Genomic DNA, 21,258 nt, shown 5'->3' with positions numbered 1-21,258 from the left:
GGGCAGGACGGGCGTGGCTGTTTACTTACAGGGGAGATGTCAGCACCTGTAGCGCGGAGACGATGCATGCATTAATACCTGTAGTATGATAAAGAAAATTGCCTTTTTGTTTGTAGGATGGATGGGCATGGCCTCCATGCTGTATGCCCAGGATCTCGCCAGGCTGGAGCAGCATCGTGTGCATCTCCCCAATGGCTGGGCCCTTACACCGGCCGGTACCAGTCTCCCCCTGGGCGATCTCCCCCTGAACATTGCCGTCAGCAGCACCCGCCGCTATGCAGCGGTCACCAACAACGGGCAGAGCACCCAGACCATCCAGCTGATCGATGTGCAGCGCGACCGGCAGCTGGATCAGGTCGTGATACCTAAATCCTGGTGCGGCATCGCTTTCAGCGCAGACGAAAAATACCTGTATGCCTCCGGCGGAAACGACAACTGGATTCTCCGGTATGCTATCCGTAATAATAAGCTGACCGTCACCGATACCATTAAGCTGGGCGTACCCTGGCCCGAAGGAGCCGTATCCCCGGCAGGCATTGCCCTTGACGACAGCCGTGGCCTCCTCTACGTGGTTACCAAAGAAGACAACAGCCTGTATGTGGTTGACCTGCGTTCGCATCGTATCCTGCACAAGCTGTCCCTTTCCGGTGAGGGCTATACCTGTTTGCTTTCGCCTGATAAGTCGGCTTTATACGTGAGCGTCTGGGGCGGGAAAAAAGTGATGCTGTACAATACCCGGACCAATGTTTTTTCCGACAGCATAGCTGTGGGAGATCATCCCAATGATCTTTGCCTTTCCGGTGACGGCCGCTACCTGTATGTGTCCAACGCCAATGACAACAGCGTTTCGGTGATCGATACCCGTAGCCGCAAGGTGCTTGAGACCCTGAACGCGGCGCTGTATCCCACCCGGCTGAGCGGCTCTACCAGCAACGGGGTGGCGCTTAGCGACGACGGCAAAACGCTGTACATTGCCAATGCGGATAATAACTGTCTTGCCGTATTTGACGTCAGCCGCCCGGGCGCCAGCGTGTCCCGGGGCTTTATCCCAACCGGCTGGTACCCGACCTGTGTACGGGTGATCGGTAAAAAGCTGTATGTGGCCAATGGAAAAGGATTTTCCTCCTTCCCCAATCCGCAGGGGCCAAACCCTACGGATAAAAAGGAGAAGGTGATCGCCCATGAGGGAGACAGTGCACAACCCAAAGCGGTTCAGTACATCGGAGGCGGCCTGCTGATGGGCAGCCTGAGCATTATTCCCCTCCCGACTGAAAAGCAGCTGGCGGTGTACTCTCAGGCCGTTTATCACAATACGCCTTACAATCAAAAAGAAGAGTCGGAAGCCTCCGGAGCGCCCGGCAATCCTGTTCCCCGCCGGGTAGGCGACCCGTCGCCTATCAAGCATGTATTTTATGTGATCAAGGAAAACCGTACTTATGACCAGGTACTTGGCGATATGAAAGAAGGGAACGGAGATACGAGCCTTGTTTTATTCGGTGAAAGAATTACGCCCAATCAGCACGCCATTGCCCGGCAGTTTGTATTGCTGGATAACTTCTACGTGGAAGGCGAGGTGAGCGCAGACGGGCACAACTGGAGCATGGGCGCCTATGCGACAGACTTTATGGAAAAAAACTGGCCGACCAGCTACGGGCGCAGAGGTAAGGGTGCTTCCGGACCTACCGCGCTGAATAAGGAATACATCTGGGACCAGGCCAGCCGGTCGGGAGTGAGCTTCCGTACCTACGGAGAATTTGCCTCCGGAAAAAATGTCCGTATACCCGTATTGAAAGGGCATTATGTAAGGCACTACCCCGCATTCAACCTGCATATTGCCGATACCACCCGGTACCGTATCTGGGAAAAGGATTTTGATTCCCTGGTCGCGGCGCACGCCCTTCCGCAGCTGATGACGGTATATTTTCCCAATGATCATACGGAAGGTGTGAAAGCCGGAAGGCCTACTCCTTTTGCCCATGTAGCCGACAATGATCTGGCTATCGGCATGTTCCTCGAGCACATCAGTAAAAGTCCCGTATGGAAGGAGTCGGTTGTTTTTGTACTGGAAGATGACGCCCAGAACGGACCGGACCATGTGGATGCCCACCGCTCACCGGCTTACATCGCCGGAGGCTATGTCAAAAGGCATTTTGTGGATCATACCCTGTATTCCACCTCCTCCATTATCCGTACCATAGAGCTGATCCTGGGAATGCCCCCCATGACCCAGTATGATGCGGCGGCTACCCCCATGTGGCGGAGCTTTGCGGCTCATGTGGATACAACAGACTTTAACAGCCTTCCCGCCAATGTTGATCTGAAAGAAACAAGTCCGGGAGGTACCCCCCTCGCCCGGATGTCCGCTGACCTGGACTTCTCCCGCGAGGACGTGATACCCGACCAGATCATGAACAACATTACCTGGAAGGCCGTAAAGGGCCAGGATGCCGTGATGCCCATGCCGGTCAGGGCTGCTTTTGTCCGTCCGGTAAAGGATACCGACGATGACGATGATGATTAATGTCTTACAGTATAAACTTATACCCTGTTGTTATGCAAAAAAGCGTATTGTATGCCTCTTGTTTCTTCCTGCTGATCGCAGGTGCATGTAATAAATCAGATACCGACGTGAAGATCACCGACCCTGATCCGGTACAGGGCAGCTTTATTGCAGAAGGGGATACCCTGAACACTAAAAATGGTTCGGACGGCCGTTCCATCAAAGGAACGCTCAAGGCTGGGGGGACCTACTATCTCTACAGCGATTACGGAGATGCTGTGGTCAATACCGGGGATACCCTCGTCATACAAAGCGGGGTGAAGGTATATTTTGCAGGTCCCTCCGCCGGACCGACGGCCATCGGTACCCAGGATCATGCCCCGGGGCTGGTCGTTAACGGCACCCTGCTGGTGCTGGGCACCCAGGATAAGCCTGTGGTGTTCACTGTAGAGGATCCTGCGCTTCGTTCGGATCCTGCCAAAGATCCGCAGTCGCCCGATAAAGACCCCGCGTTTAAGGGGTACTGGGGCGGCATCCAGGGTGGAGTGAACTCCGGGGATATTATTATCAAATGGGCGCGGCTCGAATACCTGGGCGGCCTTGCGCCGTCTTCCGATCCTGCACGACCCAACAAAGCCCGTTACGGAATATTTATTCAAAATCCCAAGGCCAGCTTCGTTCTTGAGGATTCCTGGCTTTATGGATCTTTCGATGATATGGTGCGGCTTGCCGGCTGTAAATATGAGGTGATGCGTAATACCTTTGAAAAAGTTGGATACCAGGCCGGTGAATGTGTGAACGTCAAAAGCGGAAGCACCGGCGATATTGCCTATAATCTTGTTGTGGGCGGCACCGGTAATGCCTTTAAATCGGCTAATGCCGGCGGGCTTTCTCCCCAGAGCAATATGGTGATGTATAATAACACGATTGTCAGCACCGGCTACCGGCAGGCCAAGGTAGGGGAAGGCGGCTCCCTGGATTTTGAGAACGGCGGCCGCGGCGTCAGCTATAATAACCTGCTGGTGAACTGCGCCTTTGGCCTGGCCATTATGGGGGGCGGGGGAAGCGTGCCGGCGGCAGACACCGCTAATATAAAATACGGCTATACCTTCAACTACGGGGACAATACGGATATTACCTCCCAGTTTCTGCCGGCGGGCTATATTACGATGAAGCAGCCTTCGGATATCAACGGCGGGAATAACACCCAGCCGGGGGCCAATAACCCGCTGTTTGTCAACTACCCTCTGCCCGTAAAACAAGGATTTGATTTTATCAGCAATGATTTTGTCGGCGCCTATGATTTCCATCTGCAGGCCGGATCCCCGGCTAACGGAGCAGGATATACGGACTTCGAACCCCTCGGTGTGGTAAAAACAGATCCTGTCTACGGCGTTACGGAAATTACACCGCCGGGTGCCGACATTGGCGCTTTTCAGCAGGATCATTCCGGGAACCAGCATTGATGAAATGGGTCTGGGCAGGCATTGTTGCGGGACTAATGGCCGTGGCGGGCGGTAAAGCTGCCCGTGGAGAAACTGTGCAGGGCTTTATTACAGATGTGCAGCATGGAATGCCGGTCAGCGGGGTATCCGTGTCCGTTCCCGCGCTCGGACTGTTTACCCGCAGTGACGAGACCGGACATTTTTATCTGGAGAAAATTCCCCCCGGCCGGTATTATATTCTTTTCAGGGCCATTGGCTACCGTACGGATAGTATATCCTTTTCCGTGACCGGCAGCCAGCCGGTCATTTTGCTACAGATAAGGCTGCATCCGACACCTATCCTGTTGCATACCCTGACGGTAAGCGGCAGCCCGGATATCCAGGCCTCTCCGGGAAATATGCTGGACGGAAACGCCGTACCCCTGAAGCAGGTGATTACCCGGCGGTCCATTGAGCAGTCTGCCGATATCACGCTGGCGGACATCGCAGGACGGTCCGCAGGCGTCTCCCTGCTGGGGGATAAGACCGCGACGTCGGTTAAGGCCGTTATCCGGGGTATGGACTCCAGGTACAGCTATATCTCGGTCAATGGCATGGCGCTCCCCAGCCCGGACGACCGGAGCCGTTATCTTTCGCTGGATCTGTTTCCCTCCGGCATTATCGATCATCTGGAGATTTACAAAACCCTTACCCCCGACATGGCAGGCAATGCCATCGGCGGCATAATCAATATTGTGACCCGGCCGGTTCCGGACAGCGCGCAATTGGCTGTAAATCTGGCTACGGGCTACCCTCAGCTGTTTTTCCAACGACGGTCGCTGACTTTTGATGACAAGGTGATCCGGAAGCGGTCGCCCTATGAGCAATACGGTCCGGAACATTATGCTACGGGTGCAGATTTTACCAAAGACAATCTTTCTTTCCATGCGGCGCACCCCGCTCCGGACATGCAGGCCGGCGTCAGTATGGCCGACCGTTTCCTGCACCGGAAGCTGGGTGTATTGGTAGCGGGCAGCCTGCAGCTTTTTCATTACGGATCCGATGGCTTTTTGCTTTTACAAAACAGCGAGCCGCAGCTGAAAAATGTTCCCGGTATCACCGATTTTATCAGCCGGCAGTATGATGTCGCCAGTAACCATAAAAGCCTTTACGCTGCACTGGATTATAACATCAATGAGCAGAATTGCCTCTATCTGCACCAGCTCTATATCAGCAAGGACGACAGGGAAAGCCGGAGCAGCGTTGACACCAGCCTTTCCGAAGGGCGCAGCGGGCCGGGAACAGGCAGAATTGCCCTGATGCAGCGATCGAGGCTGCACCGCCAGTCCATAGAGCATCTTAACCTGCAGGGCCGTCACCGGCTGAGCCAACAGCTTTCGCTGGACTGGTCCGGGGTTTATTCAGAAGCAAGCGGCAGCTATCCGGACTGGGCAGAGCTGTCTGCAAATACCGGTCGTATCCTCGGAGCCGGCGGGATAATACGGCAAACTCCCGAACTGCTGGCGCCCCTGGAGCGGACCTGGCTGCATAACCGGGAAACCGAAGCAGATTTTTATGCCAACATGCATTACAGACCGGCTTTTTTTAAGCAAAAGCTTGAGCTGTCCGCCGGTACCCTGCTGCAACGCCGGCACCGGGATAATTTTTATAACAATTATGTTTTTACGCCTGCGATCACCAATGGCAACGGCCAGCCTTTTCAAGGTATCTATGCGGCCGTATGGCTGAATAACAACGGTCCGCAAAACCCGCTGGGAACCGTGAATACGCCCGGTACTTATACCGCCGGGGAAGATATCTCCGCTTATTACATAAGGGCTTTCCTGCAGGCCGGTAATATATCCGTCACCGCGGGTGTGCGGAAAGAAGGGACGGTTCAGACGGTCCGCTCAGCGGCGGATGCAGGCCCTTTTGACCGCGATGTCGATATCCGGTACCGCGACTGGCTCCCGTCGCTGCATCTCCGGTATGCGGTGGATAAAAAGCAAGGTCTCCGGCTCTCCTATTACCGCGCCATCAGCCGTCCTTCTTTGTATAGCCTTACCTTTTTCAACATGGATTATGACGACTATAACGAGGCCGGGAATCCTTTTCTGAAAAGAAGCACGGCAGATAATTTCGATCTTCGCTATGAGCGGTCTGATCCCGGCTTGCTGGATGAGCTGCAGGTGACCGCTTTTTATAAACATATCCGGGACCCCTTTGAAAAAACGCTTCTGAATACCGGCGAGATACTTTACCCCATCCCCCAGAACGGGCAGCCTTATACGCCCGTTTCCAAGTTGACCGAGCAGCTGCGCAATTACGGCGCGGCCCATAATTACGGGCTCGAGATTGCGCTGGTCAAACACTGGGGCGGCCTGGAGATCAATGCGAATTATACCTTCACTTCTTCGCATATTGTACAAACCAAAAAATACAAACAGCGGTCTGATCCTGCCGATCCGGCCTCGGACATCATTACCGTGACGCGGCAGGAGGAGCGGCCGCTGCAGGGGCAATCCAGACATCTGGCGGGTCTCATTCTGGCCTATCATTTTCGGCCCTATGACTTCACGGTCCAGCTTACCGGTACCTATACAGGAACCAGGATAGCAGAGATATCCGGCTGGTACGGACTGGATAACTGGCAAAAAGGCTATGCCATGCTCGACCTTTCCTTTGAAAAAAACATCGGTAATCGATGGCGGATTTTTGCCAAGGCAACCAATCTGCTCAACAGCGGCGACCGTACCTTTATGAAAGGAAAAATGCCGGACCTTCCCCGCCAGACCGGAAGAGGCGATATACTCGTTTCCAGATCATATAACGGCTCCGGTTATATGCTGGGTGTACAATACCGGTTGAAATGATCATCTACTATGGAGAAGAGTATCTTCTTTCGCCTACTTGCTGCCGCCACATAGCATAGTATAGTCCCTTCCGTAACAAGAGCTCGGCATGGGATCCTGTTTCCGAGATCTTTCCTTTTTCAAGCACATAGATAAGGTCTGCATGCATGATCGTCGACAGCCGGTGGGCAATCAGGATAGTGATCTGTTTCCTGCTGAGGGATACGTCCCGCATGGTATTCGTAATATCGTCTTCGGTGAGCGAATCCAGCGCCGATGTGGCCTCGTCAAAGATGAGAAGCCTGGGATCCCGGAGCAACGCCCGCGCGATAGAGATACGCTGCTTTTCGCCTCCGGATAATTTCATGCCGCCTTCTCCGAGCATGGTGTCTATACCTTTTTCCGATCTGGCCAGCAGGGAGGTGCAGGCGGCTCTGTCCAGCGCTTCGGCAATGGCCATGTCCGTAGCGTCCGGCTTTACAAACAGCAGATTTTCTTTTATCGTGCCAGCATACAGCTGGGTGTCCTGGGTAACAAAGCCGATCTGCCGGCGCAACGCGTTGTAACGGATTTCGGAAGCGGAAATGCCGTTGAACAGAATATTTCCCCCAACGGGCCGGTACAGTCCTACCAGGAGCTTGACGAGGGTGGATTTCCCTGAGCCGGATGGGCCCACGAAGGCAATGGTCTCTCCCAGCCTGACTTCGAAAGATATGCCGTCTATCGCATTCATGACGGAGGTTTTATGCCGGAATACCACGTCCTCAAAACAAATGCTTTCCAGCGGGCCGATCTTTACGGGGTTTTCCGGTCGCTGCTCCACCGGTCGCTGCATGAGCTGGTCGAAGTTAAAGACGGAGGCCTCCACCTCCCGGTAATTCAGGATGATATTCCCCAGGTCCTGCAAGGGGCCGAAGATGGCCGTGGAAATGAACTGCATGGCGATGAGCTCTCCTGTGCTCAATACCTCGTGGAAGATCAGCCAGAGCAGGATGAACAGGATGGATTGCTTCAGCAGGTTAAGCGCCGTTCCCTGCAGGAAGGAAAGCGTACGCACCCGCCTGGTCTTGCTCATTTCCAGATCATAGATATGTCGGGTCTGCACCTTCAGCCGCCGTATTTCGGAAAAAGTAAGCCCCAGGCTTTTTACAAGCTCAATATTGCGCAGCGACTCGGTGATCACACCGGACATCTGATAGGTTTCCCGGTTGATGGCCCGCTGCACCGTCTTGATCTTCTTGCTCAGCAGCCCGGTAAGCGATCCCAGTACCGCTATGCCGATAACGAAGACGGGCACCAGCATCCAGTTTTTGGTGAGCGAATACCACACCAGAAAACCCACCCCTACCAGGGAGGAAAAGAGTATATTGATGAGGGAATTCACAAATCTTTCCGTATCGGTTTTTACCTTCTGCAGCAGGGAAAGCGTTTCCCCGCTGCGCTGATCTTCGAACTCCTGGAAAGACAGGCGAAGCGTTTGTTTCAATCCGTCGTTAAAGATCTGAAGGCCGAACCGCTGAACTGCCTGGCGGATGAAGTAATCCTGGAAGGACCGGGCTATCCGGGCGGCGACGGCAATGCCGATGGCTATCGCCAGCCAGTACAAGACGCCGCTTACGCGCTCCTGCTGGGTAAGTCCTGCAGGATTCGTTGCATAATTGTCTATGATCTTTCCGAAAATGACGGGGTCTGTCAGGTTCAGCAGCTGTGCTATCCCGGCCAGCGCAAGGGCCAGCAGGATCAATCCTCTTTGCGGCCTGAAATATCGTAAGAGTATACCCATGTGCAACAGAAAATAGCGATAATATACGACAAATTCCAGTACGGGTAAGATAATACAATGCAGTATTCCTTACAGGCGCCTTCTGCAATGACTATGGTCATTAACTTAAAAAAAATATGATCTTTTGGCGAAAGTTTTTAACTTGGCCGCATCATGGATACAAGAAGGGAATTTCTCAAGAAAACCGCCCTGCTGACTGGTGCAGCGGGACTTTCCGGTATATTGCCCGCTTCCATACAACGCGCAATGGCTATCAATCCGCCTGAGGGAAGCACTTATCTGGATGCGGAGCATGTGGTGATCCTCATGCAGGAGAACCGTTCTTTTGATCATTGCTTTGGTACCCTGCGGGGCGTGCGCGGATTTAACGATCCGCGGGCCATTACGCTTCCCGATAAAAACCTTGTGTGGATGCAGACCAACGACGCGGGCGAAACTTATCTGCCTTTCCGGTTTGACATTCGTAATACAAAGGCCACCTGGATGGGCTCGGTGCCCCATAGCCGCTCCAGCCAGGTAGATGCCAACAACCAGGGAAAGTACGACCGCTGGCTGCAGTCCAAGCGCGTCCGCAATAAGAAGTTTGCTGAAATGCCGCTGACCCTGGGTTATTATACCCGCGAGGACATTCCCTTTTATTATGCCATGGCGGATGCTTTCACCGTTTGCGATCAGAACTTCTGCTCCGCGATGACTTCTACCCGGCCCAACCGTCTTTTTTTCTGGACCGGCACCATCCGGCCGGAACAGAATGGGGATGCGAAGGCTTATATCCGGAATGAAGACGAAAGCTTTGGCACCGAACACTGGATGACCTTCCCCGAAAGGCTGGAAGAGAACGGTATCTCCTGGAAGTTTTACCAGAACGATATAGACTGCGGCGGCGGGTTTGACCGGGGGCAACGCGCCTGGCTCGCCAACTTCGGCTGTAATCCGCTGGAGTGGTTTGCCAACTTTAATGTAAAGTTTTCTCCGCGTTACATCCAAAGCCTGCAAAAGCAGACGGTTGATCTGCCCGCAGAAATAAAGGCATTGCAGGACAAGCTCCGGTCGCTTTCCGCTACCGACCAGGCCTTCGGCAAAATACAGACTGCCATCCGGAAAAAGCAGGAAGTGCTGGACAAGGCCCGGCAGGAGCTGGTACAATGGAGTCGCGAAAATTATGACAAGCTGTCCCGGAAAGAAAAGAATCTCTATGAGAACGCTTTTTCCACCAATGCCGGCGATCCCGATTATCATAGCCTGACCACGCTTAACTATGAGGAGAACGGCGAAAAACGGCAGCTGGATGTTCCCAAGGGAGATGTGCTGTATCAGTTCCGGAAGGACGTCGAGAGCGGAAAGCTTCCCACCGTATCCTGGCTGGCCGGTGCGCAGAACTTTTCGGACCATCCCAGCGCGCCATGGTACGGCTCGCTGTATTTGTCTGAAATACTGGATATCCTCACCAAGAATCCCGAGGTATGGAAGAAGACCATATTTATCGTGACCTTCGACGAAAACGACGGTTATTTTGATCACGTGCCTCCCTTTGTGGCGCCGGATCCCGATAATCCCGCCAGCGGCAAATGCTCTCCCGGTCTTGATACCCGGGTAGAGTATATCCGGCGCGCCAGCGAGCTGAGCCGCGGCGTGGCCAAAAACGAGGCAAGGGAAGGGCCGGTAGGGCTGGGCTTTCGCGTACCCCTGCTCATTGCTTCCCCCTGGAGCCGGGGTGGTAAGGTATGCTCGCAGGTTTTTGACCATACCTCCACGCTGCAGTTCCTGGAAGACTTTCTGGGCCGTAAGCTCGGCAAGCCCGTCAGGGAAACCAATATCAGTGCCTGGCGGCGTGCCATAACGGGCGACCTGTCCTCTGTATTTAAAGCAGATAAGGACCGGGGCCGGGAGCAGCTTCCCTTCCTGGAAAAGGATCCTTTTTATGAAAAGATATACAACGCGAAATTTAAAAAGACGCCGAACGATTTCCGACCCCTGTCCAAAGAAGAGATCGATGGTATCAACAACAGTCCTTCCGCTTCTGCGCTGATGCCCCGGCAGGAGAAAGGGGTGCGCCCGGCCTGCGCGCTGCCTTACCAGCTCTATGTCAGCGGGCAGCTGGGCGAAGGCGGAAAGCGGTTTGAGCTCACTATGGAGGCCCGCGATGAATTCTTTGGAAAGCGGTCCGCGGGTTCACCGTTCAACGTTTACTTCCCGGGAAAATACAACACCGGAAAAGGCGTTTTTGAAAATACCGGCAGCCGCTCCTATGCCGTGAGTGCGGGCGACAGGCTGACGGACAGTTGGGAGGTGGCGGCGTTCGAAAACGGCATTTACCATGTGCGGGTCTACGGCCCCAACGGCTTCTTCCGGGAGTTCAGCGGCCGGCAGGAAGATCCGCAGATCCGTATCGCCTGCGAATACGAGCGCCGGAAGAATGCGGACAGCAAGCCCAGTGGAAACCTGGTTCTGCAGGTGACCAACCTGCACCCTTCCCGTTCTTATGAGGTAGTGATCACCGACCATGGCTATAAAACCGGGAACCTCCGGAAATCCCTTGCCGCCGGCGGGGGAGGAGCGCTGCTCCTGCCCCTGAACCTGGAAAAAAGCTTTGGCTGGTATGATTTCAGCCTCAGGGTGCCGGGTTTCGATGAATTCGAGAGGCGGTTTGCCGGCCATGTGGAGACCGGGGAAGACAGCTATACCGATCCGGCGATGGGAAATGCATAAGCAACAGTATACTTTACGATATAAACAACCTTCTTACCATGAAAATGAATTACTCCCTGCTTGCATCCTCCATGATGCTCATTATGGCTACATCCTGCGGAACGGCAGACAAAAAGGATGCCGGCAGCTTTGACAAACAGGCTCACCGTGGTGGACGGGGACTGATGCCGGAGAATACGATCGCTTCTGAAAAGAATGCTATCGATTACGACTGTACGCTGGAAATGGACCTGTATATGTCCCGGGACAAGCAGATCGTGGTTTCGCATGATCCCTATTTCAACGCCGATTTCTGCCTGACGCCCCAGGGAGATACCATGAGCAAAAAGGACGGGCGGAGCCGCCTGCTTTATAATATGCCCTATGACAGCATTGCCAGATACGATGTGGGCTCCAAGCCTTATCCGGCCTTTCCCCGGCAGCAGAAGATGCATGTGGCCAGGCCGCTGCTGAGCGTGCTGATCGATTCCGTGGAAGCCTATGCCGCGGAGAAACATCATGTCAACCATTACAACATCGAGCTGAAGACAAGTCCGAAGAGCGACGGAAAGAATTATTCCAGCCTGGAAGAATATGTTGACCTGGCCTTGGGTATCATCATCGAAAAAGGCATTGCGCCCCGCACGATGATCCAGTCCTTTGACGTACGCGCGCTGAGGATAGTGCATCAGAAATACCCCCAGGTGAAAACTTCTTTTCTTGTAGGGAATAAGGATAAAAAGACGGCCGACGGTTATATTGCAGCGCTGGGCTTTAAGCCGGATATATTCAGTCCCGAGTTCTCGATCGTTACTCCCGAGCTGGTCAAGGCTTTTCATGAAAAAGACGTGCTGGTCATCCCCTGGACGCCCAATACGCTCGAGGAGATCCGGCAGCTCAAATCCATGGGGGTGGATGGCCTGATCACTGATTATCCGGACCTCTATGCCCAGCTGTAGCACGGTCATCCCGTTTTCCTGACCGGCGCTGCGATTTGGATTTTTTCTTAATTTTAGAAGAATCTAAACGATAGCATCATGTCTGGAAAAAATAAGCATAATAATTTCTTTGACCGTTTCTCTGCCGCCGTGACCCGGATAGCGGGCAGCTCTACCGCATTTATTACGGCCCTTGCCCTTATTATTGTATGGGCCGCTATGGGGCCGCTCTTTCACTTTTCAGATACCTGGCAGCTGGTGATCAATACGGGTACTACCATCATCACCTTCCTGATGGTATTCGTGATCCAGCAGACGCAGAACAAGGACACCATGGCCCTGCAGCTGAAGCTGAACGAGCTGATCGCCACCAGTAAAACGGGGAGCAATCGGCTCATAGATGTGGAAGACCTGACGGAGGACGAGCTGAAGCTGCTGAAGGAGTTTTATGTGAAGCTGTCCGAAAAGGCCAAAAAAGAGAACGACCTGAGGACCAGCCATTCCATAGAGGAAGAAAAGCCCGATAAGGACGTTCCGGAAGAAGACGGGGATAAGAAGGCCTGAATAAAAATGCTTCGTTTACAGGTCGGAATAATCGGCCGGATGGAGGAAGAAGATGTTTGCTTTTGACACGTTGTGCTGGTATTCCGGCATGGCCGAGAGCTTCTTCCATTCCGGGTCGCTGAAAAATGCCTTCCAGTGCTTCTCTCTGTCCTCCATATTGTTGAAGGAGGTCATGTACATCAGATTGGGCATGTGGCTGCCCGATATTACTTCCGTATAAAAGATGCCGTTGAAGTTAAGGCGTTTAAAGAGGCCGATCTCATTCCCTACGGTAAACATCTTTATCTTGCTGGCATGGTATTGTTCCGTGGGGCCTTCATAGCTGCGCAGTTCATATATCCGTTCCTGCATGGGAGCGGAAAGCTCCGGTTTTACGGGTTGCGGCGGGCCGGGGAAAGCCTCTAAGATTATCGATTCCATGCGTTCATAAGGCGCATGGTCATAGGCGGCATTCAGATAATCGCTGCCGGCGGACAGGTACGTCTTGTCCTGCAGCAGGGTCCTGTTCAGCTGTACCAGATCGTCCAGCGTATGAAACGGGATCAGCACGTACATCCGGGGACCCGAAGTATCTGTTTCCAGGGAGCGGAATACGCCTACCTGCTTTATCCCTGCTTTGTGGAGGGCGGGCACATACGCCGTCTTCAGGAAATGATCCACCCGCTCCTGCTGTGCCTGGTCTTTCAGACGGTATACCTTCAGCTGGTAAAAAAGCTTCTGCTGTGCATATATATGCGATGACATCAGGAGGCAGCAGACCATAAAAAGATAAAAAAGCCTTCCGGGTATTTTGCGCAGGATGGAGCTCTTCATGTCGGTTCGTTTTGCCCTGTAATATACGGCATAAAAATTTTATGGGAACTGATTTTTAAGATTTCCGCCTGTTGCTTCGAAGCCGTTACTTATAATTTGATAAAGATATTTAAAATACCTACTTTAGAGTCGCTTTAACCAATTTAACCGTGTATGAATAAATATGCTACCCTCTGCCTCTTACTGGTTCTCACCGTTATTTCAGCCCATGCCCAGGACGGGGATTTCCCCGGAGATGACGCAACCTATGCCGAGCTGGAAATGCCGTCCTACAAGAAGGATACAACCGCGAATGCCGTTGTCCTGAACGAATTCGGCAGGACCCATATCGTTAACGACCAGGACAACGGACTGATCCACGAATACCATGTCCGGATAAAGATCTTCAATGAAAAAGGGGTGGATGCCGCCACCTTTGTGATCCCCATCCGTAAATCGGAAAAGAATGGGGATCAGGAAGAGGTGCATGGTATCTATGGCACTACTTTCAACCTGGTGGGCGGGCAGCGGAAGGCTACCATGCTCAGCCAAAAAAGAGTTTACACCGAGAACAAAAACCGGTATTACGACCAGGTAAAGTTTACCATGCCCGATGTGCATCCGGGCAGCGTCATCGATGTGAGCTATATTTTTACCTCTCCGTATGTATATAATTATAAGCCCTGGGAGTTCCAGTCGGATATCCCCAAGATCCGGAGCGAATACTGGGCGCAGATCCCGGCCAACTTTGTGTACAACATTACGCTGCAGGGCTTTTACAAGCTGACGCGGAACGAATCTTCCCGCGTTTCGGACTGCTTGATATCCTATGGCGGGGGCAAGGCGGACTGTTCCCTGCTCAAGCTTGGCATGGACAGCGTTCCCGCCTTTGTGGAAGAGGATTATATGACCGCCCGCAGCAACTTCCTTTCCGCCGTTCATTTCGAATTGTCGGAAGTCCATTCCTTTAACGGGCATGTGGATAAGATTACCAAAAAATGGTCCGATGTGGATGATGAACTGAAAAACGAGGATGATTTCGGGAAACAGTTAAAGAGGTCCGGCGGATTGTTTGAAGGATGGCTCGATTCGATAAAAAATGCAAAGACAGAGGATGTGGCCAAGGCAAGGTGGATCTACGATTTTATAAAACATTGGTATAAATGGGACGGCTATACCGGCATGTTTACGGAGAACGGACTCAAAAAAGCTTTCGAACGACACGGCGGCGATGTGGCCGATATCAATCTCTCGCTGGTAGCGGCCTTACGTTATGCCGGGCTGCAGGCAGACCCTGTTACCCTCTCGACCCGGGAAAACGGGTTGCCGAGCATACTCTTTCCGGTCATCACTGATTTTAATTGGGTGGTCGTGCGTTTGAAAACCGGGGAGGATACCTATCTGCTGGATGCCTCCGATCCTTATCTGCCCTTTGGCATGATCCCGCTGAGATGCCTGAATGACAAAGGACGGTGTTTTCCGCAGGACGGCCCCTCGGAATGGATCGATCTTAAACCTGCCACCGGCTTCCGGCAGATGACCTATGTAAACCTGGAGATGAGCCCGGACACCGGTAAGATCAGCGGAACCATTACCCTGCAGTACGACGGATATAAGGCCGTGGACAAGCGTAGGACGCTGGCTTCGTTTTCCTCACAGGACGAATACCTGGAGAAGGTCAGCGGGAAGCTGCCCGGTTTCAGGATAACCGGATATCATGCGGAAAACCTGAAAGACCTGCACAAGCCGCTGACCGAAACCTTCTCGGTGGAGATGGATTCCGCGGTAAGCATGGAGGGTGACCGCCTGGTGCTGCATCCCTTTGTGATGCCGGAGTTCCGGCAGAATCCGTTTAAATCGCCGGAGCGGAAATATCCCGTGGATTTCGGCGCTACGGAGGATATCCGGACGTTCTTCACCTTTAAATTCCCTGCCGGCTACCGGATCGTATCCCTCCCGGAAAAGACCAGTCTTATGTTAGCCGGAAACGGCGCCAGCTATCAGCTGGAAAGCGACGGTCTCAGCAACCAGGCCATTGTCCGCAGCATATTGATGCAGCACAAACCGCTTTACAGCTCCGATGAATATTTCTCGCTTAAAGAGCTGTACAACAGGATCCTCCAGGCGGAAGGATCGGATGTTATCCTCGCAAAAAATCAAAAATGAACCTGTCGTTATCGCGCTGTATTGCGTTGCTGATCCCGTTGCTCCTGCTGTTGTCTTCCGGCCGCAGCTATGCACAGGAGGGAGGGCAGCTGGATGCCGGAAGTATCCCCCCGGCCCTGAAGGCTTTTGCGGACGCCGTCGTCCGTGAGGCTTCCCTCACCGTGGAAATAAAAGACGAAAACGAAACCTGGATAACGCAGCGCCGGGTCATCACCATCCTGAAGGAACAGGGAAAGGAGATGGGATATATCGGCATCCAATACCGGAAAAAAGAGCCGATAAAAAACCTGACCGCTTCCATATACAACGCCGAGGGAGAGCTGATTCACAAGTTCAAGACATCAGAGTTTGAAGATGTAAGCGTTGCGGACGGCTTTTCGCTCTTTGACGATCTGCGTGGAAAGACGCTGGCTCCCGGAAGTAACCATTATCCCTATACGATTGTTTACGAATACCAGCAGAAAAAGAAGCAGTCCTTTACCTTGCCGGGCTGGTACCCGATACCCGATGCGCATGTTGCCGTCGAAAAAAGCTCTTATACGCTTGTTGCTCCCGAAAGCCTGCCGGTGCGGTTCAAGATGCTGAACCTGAAAGCCGCGCAGCGCGAGTTTACGGAGAAGGGTGAACATCACTACGTGTGGGAAGTGACAGGCCTGTCCGCCGTCAGGACCGAACCCTACAGTCCGCCGGACAGAAAATACCTGCCCATGCTTTGGGCGGAGCCCGTACAGTTTTCGTATTACGGCATAAAGGGAACGATCCGCAACTGGCAGGAATATGGCCGTTGGGTATCCATTCATCTGCTGCAGGGAAGGGATGAGCTGCCTGAGCAGACGGTGCAGAAAGTCCGGGAGATGACGAATGATCTTCCCTCTACCGAAGAGAAAGTAAGAAAGCTGTATGCCTATATGCAGTCCAAGTGCCGGTACGTTAGTGTGCAGATGGGTATAGGGGGCATGCAGCCGATGCGCGCGGAAGAAGTGGACCGCCTGGGATATGGCGATTGCAAGGGACTGGTCAACTATATGAAGGCTTTGCTGGCTGCAGCAGACATACCCGCTTATTATACCGAGATAAAGTCGGGAGATGAGAAGCAGGACTATCTTGAAGATTTTGCCAGCCCGGTTCAGGGCGATCATATCATCCTTTGTGTGCCGTCGGGGAAGGATTCGATATGGCTGGAATGTACAGACCGGAATGAACCTTTCGGATTTCTCGGGTATTTTACCGACGACCGTTATGGTCTTCTCTGCAGCGAATCGGGCGGCGTGCTGGTCCATACCCCAACCTATGCCGATACGTTGAACAGACGGCAGTATGCCGCCAGCTTTGCGCTGGACAGCAGCTGTGCCCTATCCGGAAAGGTCAGCGCTTTGCTTACCGGCCTGTGTTACGAGGATCGCGATTTTCAGGATCACCTGGGACAACAGGATGCCGAAAAACAGCTGAGGCAGATGTATGATTTTCCCAACGGCATCATCAGCGGATACGGCATAGCGCGTGAAAAAACTTCCCGGCCGCTTGCAAAGGAGCAATTCGACATCCGCTGCGACCGGTATGCGACGGTTAGCGGAGACAGGATGTATCTGCCCCTGAACAGTGTGAACAGGCTGGGTGGTGTGCCGGACAGGGTATATCACCGTACCCGGAAAGTTTATATCGCACGCGGCTTTACGGAAACCGATACCCTGATATATGCCCTTCCCGCACATTATCATCCCGAGCTGGTTCCGGCGGATATCGATGTTAAAAACGCCTTTGGCGAGTATCATGCCAGCTGCCGGATAGCGGATGGCCGGATCACCTACTGCAGGAATTTTGCACTCCGCGGAGGTACTTATCCCAGCGAGAGCTACGAGAGCCTGCGGGGCTTCATGCAGCAGGTCTATAACGGCGACCGGGAGAAGCTGATCTTGCAAAAGGAATGAAGATGAGGACAACGGAGCGCCGGCCGCTTCAGAGAAGATGATGAGCAATCGCCAGCCGGATCAGCGCAGCGGTATTGTTCACCCCCAGCTTCATCAGCAGGTTCTTCCGATGACTGTCTACCGTCAGCGGGCTGATGAAGAGCTGTGCGGCGATCTGGTTGTTGGTGAATCCTTCTGCGATCAGCTGCAGCACTTCCTTTTCTCTTTTGGTCAGCGCAGGCAGCACCCCCGCTGTCAGGGCTGCAGAAGGCTGTAATACATGTTCCATTTCCAGGCTCAGGTAGAGTTTTCCCTGCAAGACCGTCCGGATGGCGCCGGCTATCTCTTCTGCCGAGGCGCTTTTGATGAGGTAGCCCGACGCTCCGTTCCCGATCATGCGGGAGATATAGCTGCGCTCGCTGAAAGTGCTGATGCCGAGTATTTTTATGCCGGGAAATTCCCGGTGTATCTTTTTACAAAGATCGATACCGCTGACATCCGGAAGATTGATGTCCAGCAACAACACATCGACCGTATGTTTTTTCAGCAGCGGCATGGTTTCAAAGGCGCTTCCCGCAGTGCCGGCCACTGTAATATCTTCCAGCTGCCCCAGCAGGGTCCGCAAGCCGGCGACCACCATAGGGTGGTCATCTACGATAAAAACCTGGATGGACATATCGCTTGGTTATCATGAAAAATGCCGCATCGTAAAGAGCGGTTATCCGCAAGTGCCGTCAACCGTTACCGAGGTGCCCTCTCCGGGCGCGGACCGGATATCCACCGTACCGTCCAGGTATTCCGCCCGAGCCCTGACATTGGCCAGGCCCGCTCCTCCCTGTCCGGATATGCCCTCCGTATCAAAACCTTTTCCGTTGTCTTCGACAGTAAGGCTGAAACGGTTCTCTTTTCGCATGAACTGTATGAGCACCTTGTCAGCTTCGGCATGCCTGATCACGTTGTTGAGCAGCTCCTGGATAATGCGGTACAGTACGATTTCGGTATTTTGTTCCATACGCTCTTCGAGACCATAGGTCTGAAGGCGGACGGTGATCTTTCCCGACAGGTTCAGGTTTTCACAGTAGTTTTCCAGGGCTTCCTTTAACCCGAATTTGATCAGGGCTTCCGGCATCATGTTGTGCGATACCCGGCGCAGCTCCGTGATCGACCGGTCCAGCTGATCGATGATATGGTTCACCGACCGGGCATGCTGCTCTGATAAAAATACATTTCCTTTCATGGTTGACAAAGCTAATTTTACTCCTGACAGCAGACCGCCCACGCCGTCATGCAGATCGCGGGCCAGGCGGCTTCTTTCTTCTTCCTGCCCTTTCAGTACGGATTGGGCAGCTACCAGCTGCCGTTCTTTTTCCAGCTCGGCAATCTGTTGCGTATGCAATGCCTCCTCCTGCCTGAGCAGGCGGTGCTTGTTTTTAAAGTTCTTATAAACAAGCGTCCCGATCAGCAGCAGCAGCGCGCAGCCGGCGATGAGGGCAATGTTCAGCATGCCTTTCCGGTGAAGGGCGGCTTGTTGCAGCTGTTTGTCTTTTTGCAGGGTGATGATCCGGAGCTGCTTTTTCCCGGCCTGGTACTTGTTCTCTATTTCGTTGATTTTTTCCTGGGTTTCCGTTTCGTTGAGGCTGTCGCTGAGCCGGATATATTGCCGGTAATAATCAACAGCCGCTTTATTGCGGTGCTGCTGACTTTTCACTTCGGCCAGATTCTTCAGCGTGCGCGCTTCACGGTGTTTATCACCGGTAGCGCGGGTAAGGATCAGGGCTTTCTCCAGATAGGCGCCGGCAGCGGCGTAATCCTTTTTTTCCGGGTCCGCGCTGATGAGTCCCATCTGCAGCAGGGCGCTGACCTGGCCGTAAATATCCCCGGCCTGCTCCGCATAGCGGAACGCTTGCTCGTAAGCGCGCACCGCCCCGTTCAGATCACCTTGCTTATCGTAGAAGCTGCCCCGGGTGCCGTACAACTGACAGAGCAGGGTGGGGGAATTTAATTTCAGAGCGATCGCCTTTGTACGGTTAAGATAGGCTTCTGCCGCTTTAAAATCCTTTACCGAGATCAGGTTGCCCGCTACAGCCAGCGCGGAGAAGGCTGCGGCGACCGGCTTGGTTTTGTCCTGCTCCAGCTCGGCCAGGCTTTTTTGAGAATAGCCGAGCGCTTTATTGTACTGCCGCAGCTGCCGGTATACGTTGGCTATGGCCGCATAAGTATTCCCGATGGCATTGTGATCCTCCGGAGCATACCGGTTGAGCGTGTCGATCACCTGCAGGTAAATACGGATGCCGGTGGTAAAATCTCCCCGGTCTACGCGCACATCGCCGATTTCGGACGTTACGGTTAAAACGGCTAACCGTGCCTCGAGGGAGGTGTCTTTTTTAAAAAGGGCGATACCCTGCCGGTAATAATAGAGCGCGCTGTCATAATCATCTTTATAGTAGTAAACCGTGCCGGTATAGGCCATGGCGGTCCCCATATCCATATACCGGCTGCTTTTTCGGGCCAGCTGATAGGCGGTGGTAAGATATGACCTGGCTTCATCGCCGTTGTAGTAGGCGCGTTTATCTCCCAGTGTCAGGAGGATGCCGATCCGGGCGGTGTCCGGCAGCGGCTTTGTCAGCTCTTGTATAAGGCTGTCTGTATACTTGTCCTGCCCGTGCAGCTGCGTCAGGAAACCGGAAAGCAGGCAGAAAAGGAGGAAAGCATGTAGCGGTTGTCGCATAGCGGTAGATAGCCGTTGCCGGTCTTTCTGATAAAATTCATCAAAAAAAACCAACCCCGCAAGCGCTTCCCTAAAAATCCCCTTTTCAGGGGAGATGCAGAAATCCTGCTTTTACAGGATTGACCGGCATGCGCAGGTAGCGGACATTTGTACCTGCAACTTCCACAAATCATATGCTCATGAAAAAAACACTCCGTCTTTCTGTAAGCCTTCTCCTGCTCGGGCTCTTGCTTGGCCTCCGTCAGCATGCAGATGCCCAGCTTTGGAAACGCATCAAAAATGAAGTAAAAGACCGCGTCGAAAGGCAGGCGGTAAATACTTCCGGAAATGCCGCCGATGCCGCGGTCGACAAGGTTAAAAAAGGAGCTGCCGAAGCTGTAAAAGGAGAAGAAGCCCAGGCTCCGCAGACGCAGCGTGATGCTCCGCCTCCGGCGTCTGCCCGTGAGGATGCCGCCGCGCCTTCCGTCGCTCCGGCTCCCATGGCAGATTATCACAACTATGATTTTGTACCGGGCGACCGGATCATCTTCCAGCCCGATCTGAGCAGCGAGCCCGACGGAGAGCTGCCTGCGCGGTTTACGCTCGACAAAGGCAATGCTGAAATCCAAAGTTACGAAGGGCAGAAGCTGTTGCACATGGCAGCCGGTACCCGCGGAATGGTGTCCCCGCTCATGAACAGCAGCAGCTACCTGCCGGAGCAGTTTACCGTGGAGTTCGACATGATGTACGAAAATCCGGACGATAATTATTTCCGGTATGTCAACAGCTTTGCCGTCGAATTTCGCGACAGCATCGATAAGCATTCCGGTAATCATCCCTTATACGGGTTTTATATCCAAAGCGCATCGGGGGGGATCTGAGGAAGTCCGGGAACGGCGGAGATAAAGTTTCCGGAAGCCGTTACCCGGTCTCTGTA

At 53.4% G+C, this 21,258-nt stretch carries 13 protein-coding genes; 9 read left to right on the top strand and 4 right to left on the bottom strand.

Going from position 1 to position 21,258, the window contains the following annotated elements; all coding sequences use genetic code 11:
• Positions 1-85 precede the first annotated feature (85 nt).
• Genes ABD851_RS16330 through ABD851_RS16320 form a run of 3 tightly spaced genes read left to right on the top strand, consistent with a single transcriptional unit; the run spans position 86 to position 6,797 of the window.
• Positions 86-2,521: a bifunctional YncE family protein/alkaline phosphatase family protein gene (locus ABD851_RS16330; RefSeq protein ID WP_344981294.1), complete on the top strand. Its 2,436-nt coding sequence runs from the start codon at positions 86-88 to the stop codon at positions 2,519-2,521.
• Positions 2,522-2,553: 32 nt separating this feature from the next.
• Positions 2,554-3,966, top strand: coding sequence for a hypothetical protein (locus ABD851_RS16325; RefSeq protein ID WP_344981292.1), 1,413 nt, complete (start codon positions 2,554-2,556; stop codon positions 3,964-3,966).
• Positions 3,966-6,797 carry a TonB-dependent receptor domain-containing protein gene (locus ABD851_RS16320; protein WP_344981290.1) on the top strand — a complete coding sequence of 944 codons (2,832 nt, stop codon included), beginning with the start codon at positions 3,966-3,968 and terminating at the stop codon, positions 6,795-6,797. The genes ABD851_RS16325 and ABD851_RS16320 overlap by 1 nt, the downstream gene beginning before the upstream one ends.
• A gap of 7 nt (positions 6,798-6,804) precedes the next feature.
• On the opposite strand, the gene ABD851_RS16315 is transcribed toward ABD851_RS16320, so the two are convergent.
• Complete coding sequence (locus ABD851_RS16315) at positions 6,805-8,559, bottom strand: ABC transporter ATP-binding protein (RefSeq protein WP_344981288.1); 1,755 nt, start codon at positions 8,557-8,559, stop codon at positions 6,805-6,807.
• A gap of 153 nt (positions 8,560-8,712) precedes the next feature.
• On the opposite strand from ABD851_RS16315, the gene ABD851_RS16310 reads away from it, so the two are divergent.
• From ABD851_RS16310 to ABD851_RS16300, 3 genes are all read left to right on the top strand, one after another.
• Positions 8,713-11,268 carry a phosphocholine-specific phospholipase C gene (locus ABD851_RS16310; protein WP_344981286.1) on the top strand — a complete coding sequence of 852 codons (2,556 nt, stop codon included), beginning with the start codon at positions 8,713-8,715 and terminating at the stop codon, positions 11,266-11,268.
• A gap of 38 nt (positions 11,269-11,306) precedes the next feature.
• Complete coding sequence (locus tag ABD851_RS16305) at positions 11,307-12,206, top strand: glycerophosphodiester phosphodiesterase family protein (protein WP_344981283.1); 900 nt, start codon at positions 11,307-11,309, stop codon at positions 12,204-12,206.
• 78 nt (positions 12,207-12,284) lie between these two features.
• Complete coding sequence (locus tag ABD851_RS16300) at positions 12,285-12,749, top strand: low affinity iron permease family protein (protein WP_344981281.1); 465 nt, start codon at positions 12,285-12,287, stop codon at positions 12,747-12,749.
• A 15-nt stretch (positions 12,750-12,764) separates the two neighbouring features.
• Here ABD851_RS16300 and ABD851_RS16295 read toward each other — a convergent pair whose 3' ends face one another.
• The gene (locus ABD851_RS16295) at positions 12,765-13,562 is read right to left on the bottom strand and encodes an NIPSNAP family protein (RefSeq protein WP_344981280.1); all 798 of its coding nucleotides are present in this window, start codon (positions 13,560-13,562) and stop codon (positions 12,765-12,767) included.
• A 153-nt stretch (positions 13,563-13,715) separates the two neighbouring features.
• Here ABD851_RS16295 and ABD851_RS16290 point away from each other — a divergent pair, with 153 nt between their 5' ends.
• Both ABD851_RS16290 and ABD851_RS16285 read left to right on the top strand, forming a co-directional pair.
• Positions 13,716-15,707, top strand: coding sequence for a transglutaminase family protein (locus tag ABD851_RS16290; protein ID WP_344981278.1), 1,992 nt, complete (start codon positions 13,716-13,718; stop codon positions 15,705-15,707).
• A complete protein-coding gene (locus ABD851_RS16285; protein WP_344981276.1) occupies positions 15,704-17,635 on the top strand; it encodes a DUF3857 domain-containing transglutaminase family protein in 1,932 nt (643 codons plus the stop codon). The genes ABD851_RS16290 and ABD851_RS16285 overlap by 4 nt, the downstream gene beginning before the upstream one ends.
• Positions 17,636-17,663: 28 nt before the next feature.
• Here ABD851_RS16285 and ABD851_RS16280 read toward each other — a convergent pair whose 3' ends face one another.
• Together ABD851_RS16280 and ABD851_RS16275 are read right to left on the bottom strand one after the other, a co-directional pair.
• Entirely contained in the window at positions 17,664-18,290 is a 627-nt protein-coding gene (locus tag ABD851_RS16280) for a response regulator (RefSeq protein WP_344981274.1), read from the bottom strand.
• Between the two features lie 42 nt (positions 18,291-18,332).
• Positions 18,333-20,342: an ATP-binding protein gene (locus tag ABD851_RS16275; protein WP_344981272.1), complete on the bottom strand. Its 2,010-nt coding sequence runs from the start codon at positions 20,340-20,342 to the stop codon at positions 18,333-18,335.
• 179 nt (positions 20,343-20,521) lie between these two features.
• Between ABD851_RS16275 and ABD851_RS16270 the strand changes: the two genes are divergently transcribed.
• Positions 20,522-21,202 carry a hypothetical protein gene (locus ABD851_RS16270; protein WP_344981270.1) on the top strand — a complete coding sequence of 227 codons (681 nt, stop codon included), beginning with the start codon at positions 20,522-20,524 and terminating at the stop codon, positions 21,200-21,202.
• Positions 21,203-21,258: the final 56 nt, after the last annotated feature.

Source organism: Compostibacter hankyongensis, assembly GCF_039541075.1.
GTDB classification, from domain to species: Bacteria; Bacteroidota; Bacteroidia; order Chitinophagales; family Chitinophagaceae; genus Compostibacter; species Compostibacter hankyongensis.
This window is presented reverse-complemented; position numbering and strand designations above follow the sequence as displayed.